The organism is Trichlorobacter thiogenes (assembly GCF_900167465.1).
Lineage (GTDB): Bacteria > Desulfobacterota > Desulfuromonadia > Geobacterales > Pseudopelobacteraceae > Trichlorobacter > Trichlorobacter thiogenes.
Genome location: NZ_FUWR01000010.1, coordinates 103521 through 127982, shown reverse-complemented (window position 1 = coordinate 127982; position 24462 = coordinate 103521). Strand labels below are relative to the sequence as shown.

Genomic DNA, 24462 nt, shown 5'->3' with positions numbered 1-24462 from the left:
TTATATTATGAGCTGGTTCAAACGCGACAAAACAGGAATTGAAAAAAGTAATACAAAACATGTCAAAGTCCCGGAAGGTCTTTGGACCAAATGCCCGGGCTGCAGTGAATCTCTGCTGACCCAAGAGATTGAAGAGAACCTGCAGGTCTGCCCCAAGTGCGGTCACCATTACCGGATCGCCCCGCGCAAACGGCTGCAGTCGATACTGGACAACGGCACCTGGCAGGAGTTTGATGCAGAATTGACCTCGGTTGACTTTCTGGATTTCAAAGACACCAAGAGTTATCAGGAACGGATCAATACCACGGTTGCCAAGGGCGGCTCCCGCGATGCCGTCATATGCGTTGAAGGTTCCATCAAGGAGATTGCAACCCAGATCGCTATCTTTGACTTTGCCTTTATGGGCGGCAGTATGGGCAGTGTGGTGGGTGAAAAGATCACCCGTTCCATCGAGCGCGGCCTTGAGAAAAAGCAGCCGGTAATCGTCATCTCTGCCTCTGGTGGTGCACGGATGCAGGAGTCTATCCTGTCACTGATGCAGATGGCCAAGACCTCCGCTGCCCTGGCTAAGCTGAAGGCAGCCGGTCTGCCGTTCATCTCGATCCTGACCGACCCCACCACCGGCGGTGTTACTGCCAGCTTTGCCATGCTGGGAGACCTGAATATTGCTGAGCCCAAAGCCCTGATCGGCTTTGCCGGACCTCGGGTGATTGAGCAGACCATCCGCCAGAAACTGCCAGCCGGATTCCAGCGTTCCGAATACCTGCTGGATCACGGCATGGTGGACATGATCGTCTCGCGGCTGGAGATGCGTGACACACTGGGCCAGGTTCTGGCAATGCTCACCAGACAGTAGGCGTGCCCGTTTCACAGCACCTTGCACAGCTTTTTGGCCGGCGACGTTTCAACATCAAGCCCGGACTTGAGCGGATCACGGCTCTACTGGAGAGACACGGACATCCAGAGCGATCCTTTGCCGCTGTACATATTGTCGGCACCAATGGCAAAGGTTCTACCGCCGCTTTCCTGGCGTCCATCCTTGAACAGGCCGGTTTCACCACCGGCCTGTTTACCTCTCCCCACCTTGTCAGCTACACTGAACGATTCCGGGTTAACGGGGTTGACAGTTCACCGGAACAGCTGGAACTACTTATTCAGGAGCTGCTTGCACAAGCCACCCCGGATGAGACCTTTTTTGAACTGACCACTGCCCTGGCCTGCCACTGGTTTGCACAAAACCGAGTCCAGATAGCCGTACTGGAAGCAGGTATGGGAGGGCGGAGTGACGCCACCGCTGCAGTACCGGGCATGGCCACGATCATTACCCCGATTGCCCTTGACCATTGTCAATGGCTGGGCACTGATCTTCAGACCATTGCAGCCGAAAAAGTGGGGATCGCAGTGCCGGGTACCCCGATCATCTCTGCTGCGCAGGCACCGGCAGTACTCAACGTACTCGAAGACTATTGTCAGAAAAACGGTAACCGCTTGTTTCTGGCAGAGCGCGACTTCAAAGCGACACGCAACGTCACGGATGGCAGCCTAACCTATCAGGGGCCTGCCGAAACCGTAAGCGGACTGTTTCTAAGTCTCAACGGTAGCTATCAGACCGGCAACGCAAGCCTTGCCCTGGCTGCAGCTGAGCAGCTGGCCTCCCTCGGATTTCCGGTTTCAACTCTGGCCTTGCGCCAAGGTCTGGCATCAACGCGCTGGCCTGGCCGGATGGAGCTGATCAGGCTACCTGACGGGAGTGATCTGCTACTGGATGGAGCACACAATCCAGCCGGTGCACAAGCATTGGCCGATGCACTATCCGCATACGGTACGCGCAAAAAGATCCTGCTGCTGGGGATGATGGAAGACAAAGACCTGCAGGGGGTGCTCCAGCCGCTGTTGCAACAGGTTCAGCAGGTTATTACGGTCAGCCCTTCGCAGGAGCGAGCCATTCCTGCTGAATCTCTTGCTGGCAGCTGCAGGACAGCGGGGGTTATGGCTACAGCTGCTGACTCGGTAGCTGCTGGATTGAAAGCTGCACAGGCAGCAGCCAAACCGGGAGATTTAATTATTGCTGCTGGATCACTCTTTCTGGTTGGCGAACTAAAGGCACTGTTGGCAGGCATACCCTGCGAAGCGGTGCGGGGATAATTTAAACTCCAATTCAAGGCGCTATTTTGAAACTACGTACCTGCATTCTCATCCTGCTTTTGCTGCTGCCTACTCTGCTACAGGCTGCCGAACAGACCACCGGCGCACCCGGTATGACCATCCGCGCCGATGTCATGACCCATGATGCTGCCACTGACCTGATCAAGGCCAACGGCAAGGTTGAAATGATCTGGCAGGATATGACCATGACCGCTGATGAGGCAACCTTTAACCGTACCAATCAGACCCTGGTTGCCAAAGGTAACGTCTATCTGGTCAAGGCCGGTGATATCCTCTGGGGCGATCACCTGACCATGGACACGGAAACCGGCCGGGCGGAAATGGAGAATGGCCAGATCTTCATGACCCAGGGCAACTTTCGGGCTAACGGCAAGCAGATCGGCAAAACAGGTGAAGAAGAGTACGCCCTGCGTAACGGCGGCCTGACCACCTGCGATGCAGCTGTACCCAGCTGGAAATTCGGGGCAACGGAACTGGATCTCAAGCTGGAGGAGTTTGCCACCGGCAAAAACGTCATCTTCTATGTCAAAGACATCCCGGTCTTTTACTTCCCCTACATCATCCTGCCGGTTAAGAGTGAACGGCAGTCAGGCTTCCTGTTCCCCAAATTCGGCAGATCAACAAAACGGGGAGAGTTCATTGATATCCCTTATTACTGGGCCATCTCCCCCTCCCAGGAAGCCCTGATTGATCTGGATGTCCAGACTAAGCGGGGAATCGGCCTGGGGGTAGACTACCGCTACCTGCGCAACCGTAACAGTGACGGCTCCATCGGCGGTTACCTTATTTATGATAACAACGAAAAGAAGGAACGGGGGCAACTGGTCCAGTTCCACAAAGAACAGTTCTCCGACAGTTTTAACCTGATCACCAGCCTGAACCTGACCAGCGACCGCACCTTCCTGACCGACTATGGCGAAAAAAGCGGTGAGTATAACCGCCAGTACTATGATTCACGAATCGTACTGACCAAGTTCTGGGATCACTGGCTGACCAGCGCCCAGACCATCTACACCCAGGATTTCTACTCCGGTAGCAACACCACCACTCTGCAACGGGCACCGGAACTGTCGCTGTACGGGGTTCGCGAAAAGGTCCCCTACATCCCCAACCTTTATTTTGATCTGGACCTGCTGGCCACCAACTATTACCGGGAAAAAGGGACGGATGGACAACGGGCGGTGATGGAACCACGCCTAACCTCTGTCAACAGCCTGTTTAGTGGACGGCTGAACCTGTCCCTGTTTGGCAGTCTGCAGCTGCGGGGCTACAACACTAACAAGCCGGATCCCGGCATCAAAGATGACCAGCTGGTGGCCATACCAAAGGCCGGGGCAGAGCTCAGCAGCTCCTTCAGCCGGATCTATGATACATCGTTCCTGGACCTACAGCGGTTGCGCCATGAACTGGTGCCGACCCTTTCCTACCTCTATGTGGGTGAAAAGGATCAGAGTAACGTGCCGGTCTTTGACCAGCTTGATCGCGTCAATGCCCAGGAGACCGTTACCCTCTCCCTTGCCAGCCACCTGGGAGGCCGGATAGCAAAACAGGGCCAGGGAACTGCTGAATACCGCAATCTGCAGACCCTGCGTCTGTTGCAGGCCTACAACCTGAGTGGCACCCGCCCCAACCTGTTGACCCTGCTGGATGATTCCCGGCGTTGGAGCGATCTGGTTCTTGAAAGCGAAACCTGGATGCATCGATACCTCCGGCTGCTTGCTGATCTGCGCTACAGCCACTACGATCACCGTATCTCCAGCACTGCCAGCGGTGCCGAGCTGAACGACCAGCGCGGTAACACCGCCCGGATCAGTTACCGGATGGTGGATCGCCAGCTTGACTACCTTGAGGCCGGAGCAACTATTGCCCTGACCAATCCGTTTTATCTGGGCTATACCACCCGTTACTCCTTTGACAAAGGGGACATCCTCGAATCCAACTACACCGTTGAATACCGACACCAGTGCTGGAGTGTCATTGTCGGCTATCAAGATCGCCCCAACAACCGCACTTGGACCATCAACTTTAACCTGGCCGGCCTGTTTGGCATCGGCACCGGTGGTACAACCGGCTACAGGGCTCCAGCGCCATGAGACGCCAGTTACCTAAACTGGTCTATGCCGACGCCCAGGGACAGATCTACGATCACCCTTATTTGACCATGGCCGGTATGAGCGGCCCTGAAGCGGTCCTGCCGGAATCAATTGAACTGATCCCGTTACCGGAAGGCAGCCGTCTCTTCACCATTCCCGCCACTCCGCCGATTGCCTGGGATAGCCGTGCGAAGCGATTTACCACCGTGGAAAAGGCACCGGGCATCAGGGGTAAACTGCAGGCGGTCTCAGCCTTCATGGCACCTGGTTATGCCCGCACCCTGTTGCCTGCCTGCGATTACGCGCAGAAGCAGGTGGTGTTGCCGCTCTGGTCTTACACCGCTGTTGGATGGGATGAAGCGCAGGACTGTTTTGTGGTGGCCGCCACCAAAGTGGACAGTAACCAGAACTGGAACCCGGATAACTACGATGATCGACTGCTGGATCCGCTGGTACGTCAGCGCCTAACCGAGAATCCCAACAACCGGCTGCTGGAGCAGTTGGCCCGCTGCGCCATTGATTATCACTGCTTTGCGGCCAAAAATCTGTTCTTTAAACGTTGGGAAGCGCCGCTGCCCACCTCACCGGTCTGTAACTCCGCCTGCCTGGGCTGTATCTCGCTGCAGGCATCGGAATGCTGTCCCTCCAACCATGACCGGATCAGCTTTGTACCAACACCGGAAGAGATCGTTGAGCTGGCCCTGCCCCACCTGCAACAGGCGGAGCAGGCGATTGTCTCCTACGGCCAGGGCTGCGAAGGTGACCCGATCATGCAGGCCCCTACCATTGCTGAGGCCACCCGTCGTCTGAAGGCCGCCACCAGCCGGGGTACGGTCAACTTCAACTCCAACGGCTCCATGCCTGAACAGGTACAGGAACTGATCGACGCCGGGATGGACTCCTTCCGTTTCTCACTCAATTCGGTTCTGGAAGAACGCTACAACGCCTACTACCGCCCCAAAGGGTACAGTTTCAGCAACGTCATCCGTTCGCTCAAACTATCCAAACAGGCCGGACGCTTCACCATGATCAACTACCTGATCTCCCCCGGTGTTACCGATGCGCCGGAGGAGGTGGAAGCACTGAAGCGGTTCGTGGCTGATACCGGCGTGGATATGCTACAACTGCGTAACCTCTCCATTGATCCAGACCTCTACAACAAGGCCATGCAGGTCACCGGACGGGGAATCGGCATGTACCGACTGCTGGTTGAGTTAAAGCAGGAATTCCCGCGCCTGCAGTTTGGCTATTACAACCGCACCAAAGAAAACTTTTTCCCAGCCGGCTTTGAAACCGGCTGGCCGATCAGGGGGTAATCATGACCAGATTGATCACACGATATGCAGTGACAGCAGGAGCCCTGTTTATTCTATCCACATCGCCTCTACTGGCAGCAGAGCCGGTCAGCATCCAGGTTGCAATGCCGTCGCTTACCTGCGGTAAAGACGGGGTAGAGCCAAACGAATGTATCCTGAATGGCACCATACGGCTGCGTGGCGCAGACAACCTAAATGGCCCGGTTCGGTACTACTGTGATGTGCGCTACAGTTATGTTGCTGCGGGGAATGAAAGCCAAGCGATCCGCTTTAATGGGCGGGTACTGTTCCATGGTGAGGAAAAACTGGTGCAGGGGCGTGCAAAACGTGAACTGGCAGAAAAATTGACGCTCAAGCTGTCCAGTAGCGCCAGACAGATAGAGGTGGCAGAGATCGGCTGCGAACGGGAGTAATCGTTACGATCGTGATGCCTCACGCGTACGCCGCGTGAGACTGTTTTCCCTGAATCTACTTGAGGGTTTTCAGATAGCTGATCAGCGCCTGCATCTCGCCAGCCTCAAGGGTGGCAAAGGAAGGCATTGATGTGCCAGGGTGGGACTTCTTAGGATAAGCAATCTTGGCCTGCAGCTGGGCATCTGTCATCCGCGCTGCCACCTTGGTCAACTCTGGCCCAATCGCCCCGCCGCGTCCCTTGACAACATGGCACATGGTACACTTACGATGAAACAGCTTCTCTCCGGGCGTATCTGCCCAAGCAACACCGGACAACAGTATGAACACCAACAGCAGCAGACCTGATCTCATGACAACCATCCCCACATGTAATAATTTTCAGCATCCTAGCCCTTCAATCAGCCGGTTGCAACCGGTTAATAGATAACCAGCTATGTTTTCGCGCCTTTACCTGCACATTCCCTGGTGTTTAAGCAAATGCGGTTATTGTGCCTTTAACTCACAGCCGCTTGAACCGGAAAAGCTGGAGCAGACCTGCGACCTGCTGCTGCGGGAAATGGAGATTGCTGCCAAAACCTATCCAGTCAACCAGCCACTCCGTTCCCTGTACTTTGGGGGCGGCACACCTTCCCTGCTTGATCCTGAACAGATCAGCCGTCTGATCTCCCGTTCACAAGAGCTGTTTAGCCACACCAGTAGCATTGAGATCACCCTGGAGGCCAATCCTGGCACGGTCAACCGTGACTCACTGACCGGCTATTACCAGTCCGGTGTCACCCGGCTTTCACTGGGGGCGCAATCCTTCAACGACCAGATGCTGCAGACCCTGGGCAGACGCCATACTGCAGCCGACACCCGCAGCGCCTTCCAGCTGGCACAACAGGCCGGTTTCACCAGCATCGGGCTTGACCTGATCTGTGGCCTGCCCGAGCAGACCATGGCTGCTTGGCAGCAGGATCTGGGCGAAGCAGTGGCACTGCAGCCGGACCACCTCTCGGTCTACGGCCTGACCATTGAAGAGGAAACCCCCTTTGCCGGTCGCTACCCGATTGGTTCAAGCATGCTGCCGGATCATGATCTGTCAGCCAACATGCTTGAAGAGGCTGATAGTATACTAACTGCCGCAGGCTATGAGCATTACGAGATCGCCAACTTTGCCCGGCCCGGTTGCCGTTCCCAGCACAACTGCGGTTACTGGCAGCGGGACGGCTACCTGGGGATCGGCCCCGGTGCCCACTCATTCCTGCGCCAGGGATGGGGAATCCGCTGGGGCAATCAAAGTGCATTTGATCTCTGGTCCACATCAATCCAGAACAACAGGCTTGCTGCCGTAGAACCACAGACACTGACCCGTGATGATGCCCTTTCTGAACATATCTTTCTGGGACTGCGGATGGCAGACGGCATCAGCCTTGACGATTTTGCAGAAGAATTTGGAGAACGGCTGGAGCTTCGTTTCGCAGAGGCAATCCGCCAGCTGCAGCAGGCAGGATTACTGACCTGCAGCCCTGATCGCCTCAGCCTGACCAAGCGGGGAATGTTACTTTCCAATCAGGTCTTCGTGCGTTTTATCTAAACTATGTTATAAGATCTTTATGATCTCCAATCACTCCACCAGATACCGTAACTAATGACCATGAAGAGCGTCACGGTCATCTTCCTGTTCCTACTGTATTTTTCCATCGGCCAGCCTGCCCTGGCCGCTGATGACGCCTTCAGCCATATCTGGGGCGGCTTCAGCACCTCACTACAGCTTCGCTCAGACCAGCAACGTCACAACACCGCCACCGCAGCCCGTGACCTGGATCACGTGATTATTGCACCGGGGGAGACCTTCAGCTTTAACGAACGGGTCGGCGCACGGGACACCGGCAAAGGCTATCGCGCTGCACCGATCATCACCGCAACCGGGCTGCTGGAGGATATCCCCGGTGGCGGCATCTGCCAGTTGGCCTCCACCATCTACAATGCCGGGCTTCTGGCTGGTATGGAGGTGGTTGAGCGACACCCCCATTCCCGCACTGTGGGCCATGTGCCACCGGGCCGGGATGCCACCATCGCCTCCTGGCGCAAAGACCTGAAGCTGAAAAACCCCCACCCCTACCCGCTACAGTTGCGGATTGTCCTGAATCAAAACCGCCTGACCACCTCATTGTACAGCCCGGTTGAAAAGCCGTTCACGGCAGAGCTGAACGTCAGCCGAACCAGGCTGGTGCCGGATACGGTTGTGATCACCGGCACTGCCCATGCAACGCAACAACAGGGGGCCAGCGGCTTTTCCACCGAGACCAGGCGGATTATCAAGGAAAACGGACAGACCAGGGATGAGCTGATCTCCCAGGACATCTATCCGGCGCCCAGCCGGGTTTTAACAGGGGCCAGACCATGAAAAGCAGGTTGCTGTTGATCTTCCTGTTCTGCTGTTTGCAGGTACTGCCTGCTTCCGGCGCAACCTTCAGCCAGCCAGACCAGACCGCCCTGCTTGCATACGCCAGAGCAGTCATGGTCAGCCGCCTGGAAAAGAGTTTAGCGCCCAGCCCACCGACAATCACCGCTGGGAACCAGCGGGCCTGCTTTGTCACCTTCTTTGTCAAGCGGCAGGTGGTGGCCTGTTTTGGCAGTTTTACCCCGCGCCACACCACCCTGCTTGATGAGATCAGCGACAACATCCGGCTGGCCCTGAAGAATGATCTTCGCGCAACCCGGCTGACGCCAGAACTGGCCCGTACCGCCAGTATCCAGATCACCTTTCCCGATCAGCCGCAACCGATCAGCGATTGGCGTCTGGTTGATCCGCAGCATGAAGGCCTGCTGGTGGAAGGGCCGGATGGCCGTGGCGTGGCCATAGTTCCGGGTGAGGCCCGCACCGCCCACTACGCTTGGCGCTCTGCCCTGCAGCGGTTGGGGCTGAACGAGCGCAGCAGCGGGGTCAGGTTGTATCGGTTTAAGGCCGCGTATATCAGGGATGGGCACTAGGATCAGTAGACAGACACACTACGGAGGGTATTCCCATGTACAAAAAAGCCACTTTTTTCACCATGCTGTTGGTGTTTGCTCTGGTCTTTTCCGCCGGTGCTGCAGACCTAGCCGCTGGGATTAAAGCCTATAAAGCCGGTGACTTTAAGGGCGCTCTGGTGGTCTTTCAAGCCTTGGCAGCAAAAGGTAATACCGAAGCACAGACCTATCTGGGGGAGATGTACTCCCGTGGTGAGGAAGTATCCCTCGACTTTGACGAAGCAGCTGCCTGGTATAAAAAAGCAGCCGAAGGTGGCGATGCCAGGGGCCAGTACCTGCTGAGCATCGCATACTCTCTGGGTATGGGGGTTGATCAGAATCCTGCTCTGGCTGACAAATGGCTGCGCATGGCAGCTGACAAAGGGCTGCCTGAGGCCCAGAACACGCTGGGCCTGGCGTATTTTGAAGGTAAAAACGTGGCAAAGGATCTGGTGCAGGCACTGGCCTGGATTATCAAGGCAGAAACCGGTGGGCTTGCCGATGCCAAACAAAATCATGTCGTGCTTGAGCGGGAGATGACACCCGAACAGGTAGCAGCAGCCTACAAGTTGGCCAAGGTAACGCCACAAACAAAATGATAAATAAGAGCATACCAACAGAACCGAGTACTCCGCAGGAGCTGCGAACCATCCATGATTTTACCGATGAATTTCTGGTTGTCTGCCCCCGCTGTGGTCACAAGGCGGTTGTAAAACCATCAACGGATGGGCTACCGCCACGGCTTACCTGCCTCAACTGCGGTTCAGTGCGTCAGTGGACATCCGCCCAAAAGGGTGTACTCTTTTCAAAGCAGTCCGGTACCTGGCCAGAGGGGCAGTATGCCCTGGGTGATGCAGCAGACCCCTATTTTCACCTTCCGCTCTGGCTCCAGACCTCCTGCTGCGGGCATACGCTCTGGGCCTTTAATCAACGGCATCTTCAGTACCTGCGTGACTTTGTTGCTGCTAAAGACAGGCATACGCCGCCTCGGGAAACCAAAGATCCGTTAAACTCGCTTTTAACAAGCCGCTTGCCTAAATGGATGCAGTTGGCACGCAACCGGGATGCCGTGCTCCACGCTATTGTGGTTCTGGAGACAAAACATAACAACGGGAACAGCCAGGCCAGTACAGCCGCAGGCCGCTAACAAAGTGATCTATCGAACTTCAGACATCAAGCAATTGGCCGCAAAAGAACGCTAGGATCGCAAAGAATACTGCATATTTAAAGCGGGTTTAAGACAGACCGGTAGGGTGTTTGGGTTTTCGTTTTTATCTGTCTGATTTTCCTTTATTTCTTTGCGTTCTTTTGCGGCAAACAGTGGTTTTCAGGATTAATGGTTGAAACAACCGGCAAGAAGATCGGCAGCATGACTTTGGAAGGTTGTATTTTTTTAAATACGGGGAGCGTCCCTAATTTACCCAATATTATCAAGAGATAGTAAGCATCTTATATAGGAGACCTAGCTGGCTTCTTATATTAGAAACAAGCATCCTATATTATAGGAAACAAGTTTCTTATATAGAGAAAACGTAGATTAACGATGAGGCACGAAGACATGAGAAAACCACATGAAATATAGAGAAATTAACACACTTGAGCGGTTCTTGGACGACGTAGAAGCAGAGCTGTTGCAGGAAGAAAATAGATGCGTTGTTTCCTATCCGCAAAATTGCATTTCCCCTTGGGATGCAGATGCGCTAGACACTGCAAACAAAGAACTTCTGGGTGCAGTTTCCGGATGTGCAAACGTGTACGCAATCTTTACAGCCCCCAGCAATTCTAGCCACTTTTCCCTGCGATACATCGGCAAAACAACAAGAAAACTCGCCCGACAAAGGATAAGGAATCATCTTATTAAAAAAAATGAGCGAACTGGCGCCAAGCTGCAAGATGTGACGGAGCACGTTCTGTTAGGGGGGCAAGTGAAAATATCCTGGATCGAAATTCAGCCAGAATCTCTTCGAAACTACATTGAAGAAGAACTTATTCATAGGCATAAAGATGCCGATTGGAACAGAGAAAATGCCTAAATGTCGAACATGCCTAGAAAAATGCCAGTTAGCTTTAACGCGTTTTGCATCATATAGAAGACTAGCTTTGGATTATTTAAAGCAAACAGAGAGCCCATATGTCTATTCCATGGAAAGAATATCAAGAAGAGGCGGCTTCATTATTCCGGTCACTTGGTCTGGACGCCAATACTGACATTACTGTCAAAGGCGTGAGAACTAACCACGACATTGATGTGCTTGTCAAATCTCAACATGTAGGCTTTGAAATTACATGGCTTGTCGAGTGTAAGTATTGGAAGACACGCGTATCGAAACTTCATGTTCTTGCTCTACGCGAGATTGTTTCAGACGTAGGAGCTGATCGTGGAATAATTTTGTCAGAAGCCGGATTTCAAAGCGGTGCAATTGAAGCAGCTCATCTTACAAACGTTCAGGTGACCTCACTTGCTGAAATTAGCACTTCAGCTAGAAATGATATTTTCTCGATGCGTTTAAGAGAACTTTTTGATCGGATTGAAGATTGTAATGATCGTTACTGGAACATTCCTAAAAAGATGAGAATTGAGTATGGACTTCGCCCTGATGTTGGTGCAATTGGCTATTCAGGAAATCATATGATTGATCTATGCAGAGATTTATTGTCGCGAGCGTTTCGAGGAGTTTATCCCTTTAACACTGAAGCCATCATGGCCCTTCTAATCCCAAGTTTTCAGACAGTTTTCAATTCTCCTAATGAAGTTGTTGACGCAGTGGAACCTTTGGTAAGCGAGTTGGAACAAAAGCTGGTTGCTTACGAGGCGGGAAATCAGGCCTAACCAGCGGCGGCAGACGGGCAAGCCGCTGAGCCTTTAAGACGTTGGAAGGAAAAATCAAGAAGTCAGAAAAAGACGAATACAAGGTTTGCTTTAGCGGGGCGACAATAACCCAAAGGGAATCCAATAAGGCTGGAAGTGGCTTTACTCTTTGGGTTCATAGGAGTCGCTGTAATTGGTCTTATCTTTGAGATTCAGAACAAACTGGGCTATTCGTAATTGCGTTGATTTTGGTGTTCATTGGATATTTCGGCATTGCCAATCGGCTCTTCAAAAATGACAGGAAACGGCAATGAATTTTGATACATTTCAATAATGATCGCGACACTGTGCAATCAGGAGAGTATCACCTTCAACGGCATATACCAAACGGTGGCAGCTATCAATTCTTCGAGACCAGAAACCGGTAAGCTGGTGCTTGAGCGGTTCAGGTTTACCAATACCGGCAAACGGTTCGCGCTGAATGTCCCGAATAAGAATATTTATGCGCTTGAGCATTGCCTTGTCGGTCGTCTGCCAGTAGAGGTAGTCTTCCCATGCTACCGTTGAGAACTTGATCATGATTCCATCAGCTCTCTAACTTGACCGCCTCCCGCACGTAGTTCCTCGACCGAATCGAGCAACCGTTTGGCTCCGTGCGGATTCCGAAGCAAGTATGCGGTTTCTTCAAAGGCTTGATAATCTTCAAGAGAGAGGATGACAACCGGCTTGCCACGCTGGCTTGTTACTACCACAGGATTATGGTCATCATTGACTGATCGCATAACATCTGCAAAGTGCTGTCGTGTGTAAGTATAGGTTAGTGCATTCATCGCTATCATCTCCTACGTGCATTAAGTATGTACATAACTTAGTACAATGAAGTTCAAAAATCAAGAATGGAAATTGGAGTGGGGTACCTGCCCTGAAACCTGCAGGTATTCATTTAACCACGTGAATAAAACAAACGCCACAGCCACCCATAGGAGTCTGTTATGCACCGCCTACTCACCCTGTTGTCCCTCCTGATCCTCTCATTACTGACCTGCGCCCCGCTGTCTGCCGCTCCTGTCGCAACCGGCCCGATACCGGTGCAGGTCACGGTGATGGCGGCCGAGACCAACAAGCCGCTGGCAGGGGCAACGGTTGAATTCCGGGAGAACAAGACCCCGGGCAAGGTTACCGCTACCCTGACCGTTGATGGCAACGGCAGCGGTACGATCAGCCTGCCTAAGGGAAACTACTCTTATCTGACCAGGGCCGCTGGCATGGGAACCACCCGCAACTACCTCTATCTGGATGGCCAGGAAAAGGCTGATATCAAGACTTGGCTGAACAAGGCGGCCTCCCTTTCCGGGCGGTTGGTTGATGCTACCGGCAAGCCGCTGGGCGGGTTCAGGATGCTGGTTGACCGGCTGTTCAGCGCCACCACCGATGCCACCGGCAGGTTCCGTTTTGATTGCCTTGATGCCCGTGGCCATGACCTGATTCTGGAGCAGCCGGACTGGGTGCTGGAAAAATCTTACTATCCCCAGCCAGCTGTTGGAGAAGACAAGCAGTTGGGTGATCTGACCGTGCGCCGGGCAGGCACGGTGGAGATCAGCGCCAACCTTTCCGACCACCAGCATATGGGCTCTGCTGCCGGTGTCTCTGTATCGCTGAACGGCGGCAGTGTCTGGCGCAGCGGCAAGCTGGACAGCAATGGCAAGCTGAAGATCGGGATGCTGCCCCCTGGCGACTACACGGTTGCGGTTTCTGACAGCCGGATGGAGCGTACCGAGCAGCAACTGACCCTGCAGGAAGGGAAACAACTGCAGCTTAGCCTGGTGGCAACTCCAAAACCTCCCTCACTTGATGTTGAGCTGTACGGTGATGTGATCCTGTCCAACAAGGCAGTAGCGATCAGGGTCTATGGCCTCTGGGTTGACAAGGCCCAGGTCACCATCAACCGGATTCAGCCGGAGGCGATCATCAACAACTCGGTTAACCTTGCCAAGCCGGAAGAGATCCCGGATCACCTGCTGAAACTGCATAAAAAATTCAGCATTACCCTGAAGCCGGACAACAAGAACGACTACCGTAGCCGGGGCAGATTCAAGCTGCCGCCACTCCCCTCTGGCGCCTATCTGGTGCAGCTGCAGGGAAGCGGTGCAACAGGCAGTGTCGCCTTTCTGGCAACCGATCTGGGGCTGGTGGCCAAGACCGCACCTGACCGTACCCTGCTGCAGGCGTTGGACCTGAAGAGCGGGAAGCCGCTTGGCAAGGTGGCTTTCTACGGCTCTGACCCTGCCAAGGCATCTGCAACCAGTGCTGCAGACGGCACAACGACCTGGAGCATCAAACAGCAGGGGCAACGGGTTGTGGGACGCCTGGGCAACAGCCTGGCGGTACTGTCACTGGGTGCGGAGGAAGGGGAACAGAAATCCAACGCCATCAAGGGGTATCTCTACACCGAGCGGACCGCTTACCGGCCGGGCCAGGCCGTATTCTACAAGGGGATACTGCGCAGCACTGCCGGTGATGACTACCAGTTGCCTGCTACTGACAACATCAGCATCAAGATTGTTGATTCCGGTGATAAGACCGTCTTTGAAGAGACCGTTAAAAGCGCACCATCCGGTTCGTTCCATGGCCAGTTTACGCTTCCTGCCGCACCTACCCTGGGTGAGTACAGCATTGTGGCCAGCAATGGCTCAAGTCATTGGCGAGGAAGCTTCAAGGTGCTGGAGTACCGCAAGCCGGAGTTTGAAGTGAAGCTGCGTACCGACCAGCAGTTCCCACTGTCCGGCAGCCAGATTCCGGTTAAACTCTCAGCCCGTTACTATTTTGGCTCACCGGTGGCTGAAGGCAAGATCGTCTGGCGGGTCTATTCCCAACCCTGGTACACTGAAGAACGGGCCGGAGGCGGCTTTGGCGAGGAATCATTACAGTATGACGGCTATAACGAGTTTGTCAGCGAAGGTGAGGCAAAGCTTGATCCCAACGGTGAGGCCACCATCACGGTAACTGCCAAGAACCATGAGCAGCCGGTCAGATACTCCATTGAGGCTGATGTGACCGATATCTCATCCCGTCAGGTAACCGGTTCAACCAGCCTGACCGTGGTGCCGTCCCTGTTGGATATCAGGATCAAGGGAGAGCAGTATCTGCTGCAACCGGGCAAACCATCCGGCTTCATCCTGCGGGTGGCTGATTGGCAGGGGGTTGCCAAGCCCGACACAGCGGTTGCGCTGATTGTTGAAAAGCAGGTCTATGACAAGAAAAGCCGCACCTACAGCTGGAAGACCCTCACCACCCTGCATGATCGCACCGCCAAGGATGGGGCAACCCGGATCAGTTACAGCTTCCCTTCCTCTGACTACTGGCGGCTGCGGGCCGAGACCTTTGATGAAGGCAAGCGCCGCAGCTATGATGAAACCTATGCCTGGGTCTGGCAAAAAGGGAGCAGTTGGGACGGCAGCTACCGCGAGCTGGAGGCTGAGTTTGACAAGAAAAGCTACAAGCCGGGTGAGACGGCCCGTCTGATCCTGCGGGCTCCGGCGCTGGGTGGTTCATTGCTGCTGACCCTTGAAGGACGGCGCATCCATCAGAGCCGGATTATCCCGATCACCGCAGCGGTGCAGGTGGTTGAGATCCCGGTGACCAAAGATCTGGCCCCCAACATCCATGTCTCAGCCAGCACCATCTCCAATGGGCGCTTTTACCAGCAGCAAGGGCTGTTAAAGGTTGATCATCAGCCAGGCAAACTGAATCTGACCGTGACGCCACAGCAGCCGGTCTATGCCCCTGGCGATACCGTAAAGATCGTCATCAACAGCACGTCTGAAGGCAAGCCGGTTCCGGCTGAGATATCGCTGGCTCTGGTGGATGAGGCGATCTTTGCCGTGGCACCGGAGACCCGTGAAGAGATCTACCGCTTCTTCCGTGGACGGCGTGACCATCTGGTCCGTACGATCCATTCCTTCCCCCGGCTCTACCTGGGGGGTGCATCAAAGGATCTGGCAAAACTGGCCGGTGATGATGATCTGAAAGGGATCAAGGTCCGCAAGGTATTTAAGGATACCGCAGCCTGGTTGCCGATGCTGGCCAGCGACAGCAACGGCACGGTGGTTGCCGAGACACAACTGCCGGATAACCTGACCAAGTGGCGCGCCACTGCAGTGGGGCATACGGCAGAGCAGCAGTTTGGCAGCGGACAGGCCAGCTTTATCAGCCGTCTGCCGTTCATGGCCCGTCTGGCGCCACCCCGTTTTATGGTGGCTGAAGACCGGCTGGAGATTCCGGGGCTGTTAAACGATGCCACCGGCAAAGAGCAACAGGTCAAAGGTCGTTTTGAGGCCACCGGTCTGACTCTGCTGGGGGATACCAGTTTTAGCGGCACGGTTCCGGCTGGTGGTTCTTTGCGTAGGAATATCGAAGTTACGGCGCAGCAGCCCGGTCAGGCACTATTGCGGCTGACCGCAGCGGGAAGCGACGGTAAAGATGCCTTGGAGTTGACCTTCCCGGTGCTGTCCCGCTCCCTGCAACGGGAACAGGCCGGTAGCATTGCGCTGCGCAGTGGACAGGCACAGACCATGATTACGCAACCCGGCTCAGCACTGCCGGACAGCGGCAGCATCAGCACAACCTTTTCTCCCACCGTGGCAGACAGCCTGATCCCGGCGCTGGAGTATCTGATTTCCTTCCCCTATGGCTGCGTTGAGCAGACGGTTTCCCGCTTTGTCCCTGCGGTCTATGCCCAGCAGATACTGACCGCCCAGGGGCGCAACGTTTCCCCCTCTCTGCAGGCCAAGCTGCCACAGATTGTGGCTGAAGGGCTGCAGCGTCTGGCTGATCTGCAGCACGACGATGGCGGCTGGGGCTGGTGGAAGAACGACAGCACCAACCCGCACCTGACCGCCCTGGCCATGCAGGGTCTGGCAACCGCCAAACGGGCCGGTTTGAAGCTGGATGAGCAGCTTGTCCAGCGGGGCACCAAGGCGATTGAAAGCCAGCTTGACAAGGCCCGTCCTGAACAGGCTGCCGTGCTCTACCGGGCATTAACCGCCCACGGCGGTTCCAATCCTGCTGCGAAAAAACGGCTGATTGATAGCCTGACCAGCCTGCCGCCAGAGGCAAAGATCGCTGTTGCCGAAGCACTGGACAACCGGGGCGAACGGCAACAGGCAGCACAGATCCTAAAGGGGCTGCAAACACTGCTACAACGGGATACAGAGGCAGCCTGGCTGCCTGAAAACGAAACCGGCTGGCGTTGGGGCAGTTCGTCCCTTGAGACCACTGCGGCACTGCTGTCAGCCACAAGCCGGATCATGCCGGAAGACCAGACTTCACCGGCGCTGGCCCGCTATCTGGCCCGCAACCAACGGGGCGGCTGGTGGCAGACCACGGTTTCATCGGCTGCTGGGGTACGCGGACTGGCTGATTTTATCGCTGCAAGTGGTGAACTGAACGCAAGCTACACCGCCCGTCTGCTGCACAACGGTAAAGAACTTGAGCAGTACACCGTTGATAAAGGCCGCCTGACTGCAGGTCGCGCCACCCTGACGGTTCCGGCAGCAGCCGGAGAAAACCGGCTGCAACTTGAAAAATCAAACAACAACGGCAGCGCCTATCTCAGTGCGCGTCTGACCTACCGGGTGCCGGTTGAGCAGGTAGCCAAGGCCGATGGCCTGCAACTTGAGCGCAGCATCTACCGGATTAAATCAGTACAGAAAAACGGGCAGTGGCGGCACGAATATGAACCGCTAAAACCGGGTGAACAGGTTACGGTTGGCGAGGATCTGGAGGTCAGGCTAACCGTTAAAAACAGTGCAACACTTGAGTACCTAATCCTGGAAGACCACCTGCCGGCCGGCTTTGAAGTGCGTCAGGCAGACCGCGATCCACGCTATGCCAATGAGGCCTACTACCAGGGTTGGTACGATCACAAGGAGCGCCGCGATACGCTGATGGCTTGGTTTGTGGGCTACCTGCCATCGGGCAGCCATGAGTTCCGTTTTGTGGTCTACCCGGAGCTGAAAGGAAAGATCATGGCGCTGCCATCGGCCATCTGGCCCATGTACCGACCGGAACTGCGGGGTGAAAGCAGCCCCTGGCAGGTGGAGGTGCGATAAAATAGCTAACGGTCGGTTGTGGTTTCTCTAACATCTGTTACGCTGTACAGAACGATACATTGGTGGCCGGAAATGCCGCCAGCAACTTATATTTTTCAGGAGGTAGTAACCATGCAATGCCAGTTCTGCAAGGCCCAGGTTCCAAACGGCAGCACGACGTGTCCCCAGTGTGGAACCGCAGTTGCGAATCAACCAGCGACAGATTTCGGGGCGGCCTTCAGCAATGCAACTAACCTGTGGAAGGACAACCTTGGGGACTTGATTCTGCCCAGTCTGGTTTTCTGTCTGGTGGCCTGGGTACCCATTGCCAACGTCGGCTTCATTGCCGGTTACAACCGGTCGCTTATCGCCTTTAAAAGGACCGGAAAAAAACCGGAAGTGGGCGATATATTTAACTCCTGGGACTGCTTTGTAAACCTGCTGTTGTACATCTTAATCCCCTTTGGCGCGTTTGTGGTGCTGTTTATCATCTCAACTATCCTGGGAAAACTGATCGGTTTCCTGGGGGCGCTGTTCGGCTTTGTGTTGATGCTGGCCATACCGGTAGCAGCGCTTGCCCTGTCACCCGGCATGTATGCCGTCATTGACAAGAACATGGCTCCGATGGATGCCTTGAAATGGAGCATCCGTACCGTACAGAAAGATCTGGTTAACTGGTTGCTGGCTGTTTTTGTCGGCGGCATCATCGGCAGTCTTTTTGCTATTATCACCCTGCCCTGGGGTCAGCTGATTGTGATCAGCCAGTATGAGGCCCGCAAGGACGACTGATACCCGATTGAACCACCAACACGAGAACAGAGGATCACGATGCCGTACAAACCTGCGGCATCGTGATCTTGTTTTAGCCCTTCACACTCTGCCGCATTCCCGGTCATCTGCAATAATTTTAAGCATATAGTACGGTATATAGTTGCCTGCCTTCCCTCGCTTACCAACGCTCAATGCCCTGCCTTAACCGTTCTCCACCATTACTGATGCTCGGCATGGTTTATGTAAGGTAGCAACCGGCATAGAATGAAATACCGACACACTCTTTTGCCGGGCTCTGTGCAGCTCAGCAGCAGCTTTTTGAAAAGACGGGAGCCTTTAGCTCACAAGCCAGGGGACCATGGTGATGATTCAACACCATGCAGCGGCTTCTTCTGCTACCTCAAACAGCTCTCGTTCACTGCGGTGAACCAAAGGAGACTATTATGAGACAGGTAGCAATCTACGGCAAAGGCGGCATCGGCAAATCAACCACCACCCAAAATACGGTGGCCGGGTTAGCATCAATGGGCAAAAAAGTACTGATCGTCGGCTGCGACCCAAAGGCGGATTCAACCCGCCTGATCCTGCATGCCAAAGCCCAGAATACGGTTATGGATCTGGTGCGAGAGCTGGGTACGGTGGAAGATCTTGAACTGGATGCTGTGTTAAAAGAGGGCTATGCTGGCATTAAGTGTGTCGAGTCCGGTGGGCCTGAGCCGGGTGTTGGTTGTGCAGGCCGCGGCGTTATTACGGCAATCAACTTCCTTGAAGAAAATGGCACCTACACCGAAGATCTTGATTTTGTCTTCTATGATGTTCTGGGCGATGTTGTCTGCGGCGGGTTTGCCATGCCGATCCGTGAAGGTAAAGCTGAAGAGATTTATATCGTCACCTCTGGAGAGATGATGGCCATGTATGCCGCCAACAACATCTCCAAAGGCATTTTGAAATATGCAACATCGGGCAAGGTCCGTCTGGCAGGCCTGATCTGCAACGCCCGCAAGACCGACAAGGAGTTCGAGCTGATCTCGGCTCTGGCACGCAAGCTGGGCACCCAGATGATCCACTTTGTGCCCCGTGACAATCAGGTTCAGCGGGCCGAGCTGAGAAGAATGACCGTCATCGAATATTCCCCTGAGCATCCCCAGGCGCAGGAATACTTAACCCTGGCCCAGAAGATCAACGACAACAAGATGCTGGTGATTCCTACCCCGCTGGAAATGGAGGAGCTGGAAGAACTGTTGATGGAATTCGGGATTATGGAGGCTGAAGACGAAAGTGTGGTCGGCGTGGTAGAGGCAGCGGCCTGATACTCCTGTACTCACAAGCCAAGCAATAACAGCAAGGGGGCCGACGATCTGTCATTAGCCCCCTTGCAGTTTCTCTTCCCCTACTCTCGCACGCACATTACCCCTGCGCAGACAAAACACTAAATTGCAATTTATTCACCCCGATCACTTGAGAAAACTTCAATCTGCGCTATGCTGATTTTTCCTACCAGTTAATAAACCGTCAGGAGAAACCGTAGCATATGGCAAACCTTGAAGAAACGAAAATTGGCGATTACTTTATTCAGTCAAACACCATCACCCCGGAGCAGTTGACCATTGCCCTGAAACGCCAGAGCCAGTCTAACGACAAGCTGGGGTCAGTTTTGTTGCAACTGGGCTATATCACAACAGAGCAACTGCTGATGTTTCTGAAGGAATGCTTTCACACCCCTTCCATTGACCTGTTTAATGTCTCCATTGAATCAACCGTGATCAATGCCGTTTCCCTGGAACAGATGAAACGTTTCAAGGCTATCCCGATCATGTTTTCACCCAAGTTGATCTTTGTTGCCATGTCAGATCCCAACAACATTGAAGCGGTTAATGAACTTGAATTTTCACTGGGCAAAAAGATCCAGCCGATTGCTGCACCACATGCCCAGATCAACGCCATCATCGGCTATCTGAACCGCAAAGGGGGCAAACATCAGGGCCCGCTACTCGGCTCTGAAGTGGCGTCTGACGCACGATCAAAAAACTGTACAGAGGAGTCCTACACCATTGAGCAGCTCCTGCGCACACTATACCAGCGCAAGGCATCGGATCTGCTGATCTCAGCCGGCCTCCCTCCCTGTCTCAAGATCAACAACGAGGTAGTCCGTCTGCCATTGCCACACCTGACACCAGAGGCGGTTGAGCTGTTCGCCCTACAAGTTATGACCGATGAGCAGAAAAAAGAATTTGAACAAACCGGAGAACTGGATTTTGGGCTACTCAAGCCGGAAGTCGGCAGGTTCAGGATCAACGCTTACCGTCAGCGTTCGTCAATTTCACTGGCTATACGCAGCATCAACGACACCATTCCATCATTGGAATCATTGGGCTTCGGCACCGACCTCAATCAATACATCCTGCAGCCGGAGGGGCTGATTCTGATTGCCGGCCCAACCGGACACGGCAAAAGCACCACTGTTGCCGCCATTCTTGATGCCATCAACTCGCAGCGCAAGTGTAATATCATCTCAATTGAGGACCCGATTGAGTTCCTGCACAAACACAAAATGAGTAACATCAATCAGCGGGAGGTGGGACGCGACACCCGTTCATTCAAGGAGGGGCTCAAACATATCTTCCGACAGGCCCCTGACGTGATTGTGATCGGCGAAATGCGCGATGCAGAGAGCTTTGAGATTGCAGTACAGGCCGCATCCACCGGACACCTGGTAATCAGTACCCTGCACGCCAACACCACCACCAATGCCATTGAACGGATAATTGAGATCTGCCCCAGTGAGAAACAGGACCAGATCCGTTCGCAGCTGGCAGAAGGCCTGCTGCTCTGCATCGGACAGCGCCTGCTGCCATCGCGGGACAAATCAAAGCGGGTGCTGGCCTATGAAAAACTGGCCACCTCCAACCGGATCAAGAACATGATCCGCGAAAACAAGTGTCACCAGATCCGCACCTTCTTCCAGCAATCAATCGACGAATTTGTACCGCTGGATATCTCACTGGCAACTCTGGTAAAGACAAAACAGGTGAGCCAGGAAGAGGCGCTGAAGTATTGTGAAAATCCAGCATCACTCAAGATGATGAGCCAATAAAGGAACGTTTGCATGGCAAAAGGGTACAACACCAATCAGGAACGTCTGGCAGAGATCAGCCGGCTGGGCAAAGATCTGGCCAAGCGGGCCGGCTTTCGCTGCGAGTGGTGTGAAAGCAAGGATGAACTGCGCCCCTGGGACCATGACCCGGATCGGGAACCGGAGCTTTCCGGCCTGGCCCTGCTCTGCGACCGCTGCCGACAGTTGGCCGACGGTGCTACTGCTGATCCCAATGAGTTGCATACCCTGCGCAATGCGCTCTGGTCGGATATTCCGGCAGTGGCGGAAGGGGTAGCGCTGGTGCTGATCCGTTCCCGCCAACCCTGGGTGCGGGAAGCGATTGAAGAAAGTCTGATCGAGGAAGCAAAAAAGTCCCGCCTGCTGGCACTTCTCTAAACTCTTCCCCCTGCATGAAAAGCTAGCCCCACTGCAACAAAACATGCTATAGGAAAAACTTTCAAACAGACGACACCATTATTTATTACAGGAGTATCCCATGCCTAAATTCATTGAAGGCAATCTTGACGCCAAAGGCCTTACCTTCGGTATCGTGGTCAGCCGTTTCAACAGCTTTATCTGCGAACGTCTGCTGGAGGGGGCCGTTGATGCCCTGGTACGCCACGGTGCCAGCGAAGCTGATATCACGGTGGCCCGTATTCCCGGCGCATTCGAGATCCCGTTGGCTGCCAAGACCATGGCTGAATCCCGGAAATTTGATGCCGTGATCTGCCTGGGTGCGGTCATCCGCGGTTCGACACCCCACTTTGAGTATGTCTCTTCCGAGGTATCAAAAGGTGTTGCCTCGGTATCCCTGGACAGCGGCATTCCGGTTGCCTTTGGCGTACTGACCGTCGACACCATTGAGCAAGCAGTGGAGCGGGCTGGCACCAAGGCGGGCAACAAGGGCTTTGAGGCCGCAGTGACTGCCATTGAGACCGTCAACGTGATCAAGGCGCTGAAATAGTATGGGACTTCGACGCGAAGGACGCGAGCTGGCGCTGCAGATGCTGTATGCACAGGACACCCTGCAAGGCAACCTGAGAGACACCCTGCGAGGCTTCCGTGAGGGGGTTGAGACCGGAGAGCGGACACGGGAGTTTGCCGAGGCCCTGGTGCAAGGGGTGATGGATAACCGTCAGGCGATTGATCAGGCAATTCTTGCCCGTTCAAAAAACTGGGCGCTGACCCGTATGCCACGGGTTGACCTGAACATCATGCGACTGGCTGCCTATGAACTGATGTTTAAACGGGACATCCCCAAGAAGGTCAGCATCAACGAGGCGATTGAGATCGCCAAGAAATACGGAGACAAGGAATCTCCCGCCTTTGTAAACGGCATCCTGGATGATCTGGAGGCCTGTGCCAAGGATGAGGAGCGGAGTGATACGGAATGAATGAGATCAAGGTTGGCCTGATTGGTTTTGGCAATATCGGTGCAGGCGTGGTTCGGCTGTTACAGAAAAATGCAGAGACGGTACAACAGAAGGTTGGACGTGGCATCAGCCTGAAGCGGATTGCCGATCTGGACATCACCAGCGATCGCGGTGTTACCGTTGATCCTGCCATGCTGACCACCGACGTAAACGATATTTTTAATGATCCCGAGATCAGTATTGTGATTGAACTGATCGGTGGTTATGAACCTGCCAAGAGCTTTGTTCTGAAGGCGATTGAGGCGGGTAAACATGTGGTGACTGCCAACAAGGCGCTACTGGCCCTGCATGGCGATGAGATCTACGCTGCTGCCGCCCGCAAAGGGGTAGAGGTTCAATTTGAGGCAGCAGTAGGGGGCGGGATTCCGGTTCTGTCTGCCATCAAGGGCAACCTGTCCGGTAACCGTTTCAGTTCGGTCTTTGGCATCATGAACGGCACCTGCAACTACATCCTGACCCGCATGACCCAGGAAGGTGCAGACTTTAACGATGTGCTGCAAAGTGCCAAAGAGCTGGGCTATGCCGAGCCAGACCCCACCTTTGATATTGAAGGGGTTGATACGGCCCACAAATTGGCGGTGCTGGCATCGCTCTGTTTTGGCACAAAAATAGATTTCAATGCCATCCACACTGAAGGAATCACCGCCATCTCCGGCATAGATATCCGCTTTGCCGAACAGTTCGGCTACCGGATCAAGCTGCTGGCCATCGGCAAGCTGACCAGTGACAACCAGCTTGAAGTGCGGGTCCATCCCACCATGATCCCGCTGCGCAACCCACTGGCAGATGTGAACGGCGTCTTTAACGCCATCCACCTGACCGGTGACTTTGTCGGGCCGGTGCTGTTCTACGGTCGCGGAGCCGGACAAAACCCCACTGCCAGCGCTATTGTGGGGGATCTTGTTGCCCTCTCACGCAGCATCTGCGCTGGCGTACAGAATCGCAGATCCGCACCGTTGGGTTTTCAGGACAGCAGTATCACCACCCTGCCGCTCAAGCCGATGGAAGAGATCGTCACCAGCGTCATGCTGCGCTTTACCGCCCAGGACCAGCCCGGTGTACTGGCCGGCATTGCCGGTGTACTGGGTAAAAACGGCATCAGCATTGAATCCATGGTGCAGACCGCCCGTCACAATGGCGGGCAGGCCGTCCCGATTGTGATCAAGACCCACGAGGCCCGCGAAGGGGCGATCCGTGCTGCCCTGGCCGAGATTGACAGCTTTGACTTTATCAGCGAAAAGAGCCGCCTGATTAGAATTGAAGACAATTTGGAATAGGAGCAA

At 54.5% G+C, this 24462-nt stretch carries 23 protein-coding genes; 20 read left to right on the top strand and 3 right to left on the bottom strand.

Annotated elements, in window-relative coordinates; translation table 11 throughout:
- Positions 1–7 precede the first annotated feature (7 nt).
- From accD to B5D39_RS10200, 5 genes are read left to right on the top strand one after another with little or no spacing between them, the layout of a single operon-like run.
- The gene (accD, locus tag B5D39_RS10220; RefSeq protein WP_078790371.1) at positions 8–856 is read left to right on the top strand and encodes an acetyl-CoA carboxylase, carboxyltransferase subunit beta; all 849 of its coding nucleotides are present in this window, start codon (positions 8–10) and stop codon (positions 854–856) included.
- 2 nt (positions 857–858) lie between these two features.
- Positions 859–2145 carry a bifunctional folylpolyglutamate synthase/dihydrofolate synthase gene (locus B5D39_RS10215; protein ID WP_078790370.1) on the top strand — a complete coding sequence of 429 codons (1287 nt, stop codon included), beginning with the start codon at positions 859–861 and terminating at the stop codon, positions 2143–2145.
- Positions 2146–2171: 26 nt separating this feature from the next.
- Complete coding sequence (locus B5D39_RS10210) at positions 2172–4259, top strand: LPS-assembly protein LptD (protein WP_078790369.1); 2088 nt, start codon at positions 2172–2174, stop codon at positions 4257–4259.
- Entirely contained in the window at positions 4256–5575 is a 1320-nt protein-coding gene (locus B5D39_RS10205; protein WP_078790368.1) for a radical SAM family protein, read from the top strand. Before B5D39_RS10210 ends, B5D39_RS10205 begins: the two co-directional genes overlap by 4 nt.
- Positions 5576–5577: 2 nt before the next feature.
- On the top strand, positions 5578–5988 hold the full coding sequence (locus B5D39_RS10200; RefSeq protein ID WP_078790367.1) for a hypothetical protein: 411 nt from the start codon (positions 5578–5580) through the stop codon (positions 5986–5988).
- Between the two features lie 55 nt (positions 5989–6043).
- Here B5D39_RS10200 and B5D39_RS10195 read toward each other — a convergent pair whose 3' ends face one another.
- Positions 6044–6340: a c-type cytochrome gene (locus B5D39_RS10195; protein ID WP_078790366.1), complete on the bottom strand. Its 297-nt coding sequence runs from the start codon at positions 6338–6340 to the stop codon at positions 6044–6046.
- 82 nt (positions 6341–6422) lie between these two features.
- Here B5D39_RS10195 and hemW point away from each other — a divergent pair, with 82 nt between their 5' ends.
- From hemW to B5D39_RS10160, 7 genes are all read left to right on the top strand, one after another.
- A complete protein-coding gene (hemW, locus tag B5D39_RS10190; RefSeq protein WP_078790365.1) occupies positions 6423–7565 on the top strand; it encodes a radical SAM family heme chaperone HemW in 1143 nt (380 codons plus the stop codon).
- A gap of 54 nt (positions 7566–7619) precedes the next feature.
- The gene (locus B5D39_RS10185; protein ID WP_078790364.1) at positions 7620–8378 is read left to right on the top strand and encodes a VanW family protein; all 759 of its coding nucleotides are present in this window, start codon (positions 7620–7622) and stop codon (positions 8376–8378) included.
- Positions 8375–8965, top strand: coding sequence for an AMMECR1 domain-containing protein (locus B5D39_RS10180; protein WP_078790363.1), 591 nt, complete (start codon positions 8375–8377; stop codon positions 8963–8965). The genes B5D39_RS10185 and B5D39_RS10180 overlap by 4 nt, the downstream gene beginning before the upstream one ends.
- Before the next feature lie 35 nt (positions 8966–9000).
- Positions 9001–9582, top strand: coding sequence for a tetratricopeptide repeat protein (locus B5D39_RS10175; protein WP_078790362.1), 582 nt, complete (start codon positions 9001–9003; stop codon positions 9580–9582).
- Complete coding sequence (locus B5D39_RS10170) at positions 9579–10130, top strand: hypothetical protein (protein WP_208610573.1); 552 nt, start codon at positions 9579–9581, stop codon at positions 10128–10130. Before B5D39_RS10175 ends, B5D39_RS10170 begins: the two co-directional genes overlap by 4 nt.
- A gap of 424 nt (positions 10131–10554) precedes the next feature.
- Complete coding sequence (locus B5D39_RS10165) at positions 10555–11016, top strand: GIY-YIG nuclease family protein (protein ID WP_078790361.1); 462 nt, start codon at positions 10555–10557, stop codon at positions 11014–11016.
- Between the two features lie 98 nt (positions 11017–11114).
- Positions 11115–11813 carry a restriction endonuclease gene (locus B5D39_RS10160; RefSeq protein ID WP_078790360.1) on the top strand — a complete coding sequence of 233 codons (699 nt, stop codon included), beginning with the start codon at positions 11115–11117 and terminating at the stop codon, positions 11811–11813.
- A gap of 306 nt (positions 11814–12119) precedes the next feature.
- Here B5D39_RS10160 and B5D39_RS10155 read toward each other — a convergent pair whose 3' ends face one another.
- Entirely contained in the window at positions 12120–12371 is a 252-nt protein-coding gene (locus tag B5D39_RS10155; protein ID WP_078790359.1) for a Txe/YoeB family addiction module toxin, read from the bottom strand.
- The gene (locus tag B5D39_RS10150; RefSeq protein ID WP_078790358.1) at positions 12368–12622 is read right to left on the bottom strand and encodes a type II toxin-antitoxin system Phd/YefM family antitoxin; all 255 of its coding nucleotides are present in this window, start codon (positions 12620–12622) and stop codon (positions 12368–12370) included. Before B5D39_RS10150 ends, B5D39_RS10155 begins: the two co-directional genes overlap by 4 nt.
- Before the next feature lie 162 nt (positions 12623–12784).
- On the opposite strand from B5D39_RS10150, the gene B5D39_RS10145 reads away from it, so the two are divergent.
- The 8 genes from B5D39_RS10145 (at position 12785) to B5D39_RS10110 (ending at position 24456) form a co-directional block, all read left to right on the top strand.
- Entirely contained in the window at positions 12785–17902 is a 5118-nt protein-coding gene (locus tag B5D39_RS10145) for an MG2 domain-containing protein (RefSeq protein ID WP_078790357.1), read from the top strand.
- A 111-nt stretch (positions 17903–18013) separates the two neighbouring features.
- Positions 18014–18670: a zinc ribbon domain-containing protein gene (locus B5D39_RS10140; RefSeq protein ID WP_078790356.1), complete on the top strand. Its 657-nt coding sequence runs from the start codon at positions 18014–18016 to the stop codon at positions 18668–18670.
- A gap of 425 nt (positions 18671–19095) precedes the next feature.
- On the top strand, positions 19096–19962 hold the full coding sequence (gene nifH / locus B5D39_RS10135) for a nitrogenase iron protein (protein ID WP_078790355.1): 867 nt from the start codon (positions 19096–19098) through the stop codon (positions 19960–19962).
- A 221-nt stretch (positions 19963–20183) separates the two neighbouring features.
- Positions 20184–21746, top strand: coding sequence for a PilT/PilU family type 4a pilus ATPase (locus tag B5D39_RS10130; protein ID WP_078790354.1), 1563 nt, complete (start codon positions 20184–20186; stop codon positions 21744–21746).
- A gap of 12 nt (positions 21747–21758) precedes the next feature.
- A complete protein-coding gene (locus tag B5D39_RS10125; protein ID WP_078790353.1) occupies positions 21759–22142 on the top strand; it encodes a hypothetical protein in 384 nt (127 codons plus the stop codon).
- Between the two features lie 100 nt (positions 22143–22242).
- Positions 22243–22710 carry a 6,7-dimethyl-8-ribityllumazine synthase gene (ribH, locus tag B5D39_RS10120; RefSeq protein ID WP_078790352.1) on the top strand — a complete coding sequence of 156 codons (468 nt, stop codon included), beginning with the start codon at positions 22243–22245 and terminating at the stop codon, positions 22708–22710.
- A 1-nt stretch (position 22711) separates the two neighbouring features.
- Complete coding sequence (gene nusB / locus B5D39_RS10115; RefSeq protein WP_078790351.1) at positions 22712–23140, top strand: transcription antitermination factor NusB; 429 nt, start codon at positions 22712–22714, stop codon at positions 23138–23140.
- Positions 23137–24456 (top strand): homoserine dehydrogenase, encoded by a 1320-nt coding sequence (locus tag B5D39_RS10110; protein ID WP_078790350.1) that lies wholly within the window; start codon positions 23137–23139, stop codon positions 24454–24456. The genes nusB and B5D39_RS10110 overlap by 4 nt, the downstream gene beginning before the upstream one ends.
- The last annotated feature ends 6 nt before the right edge of the window (positions 24457–24462 follow it).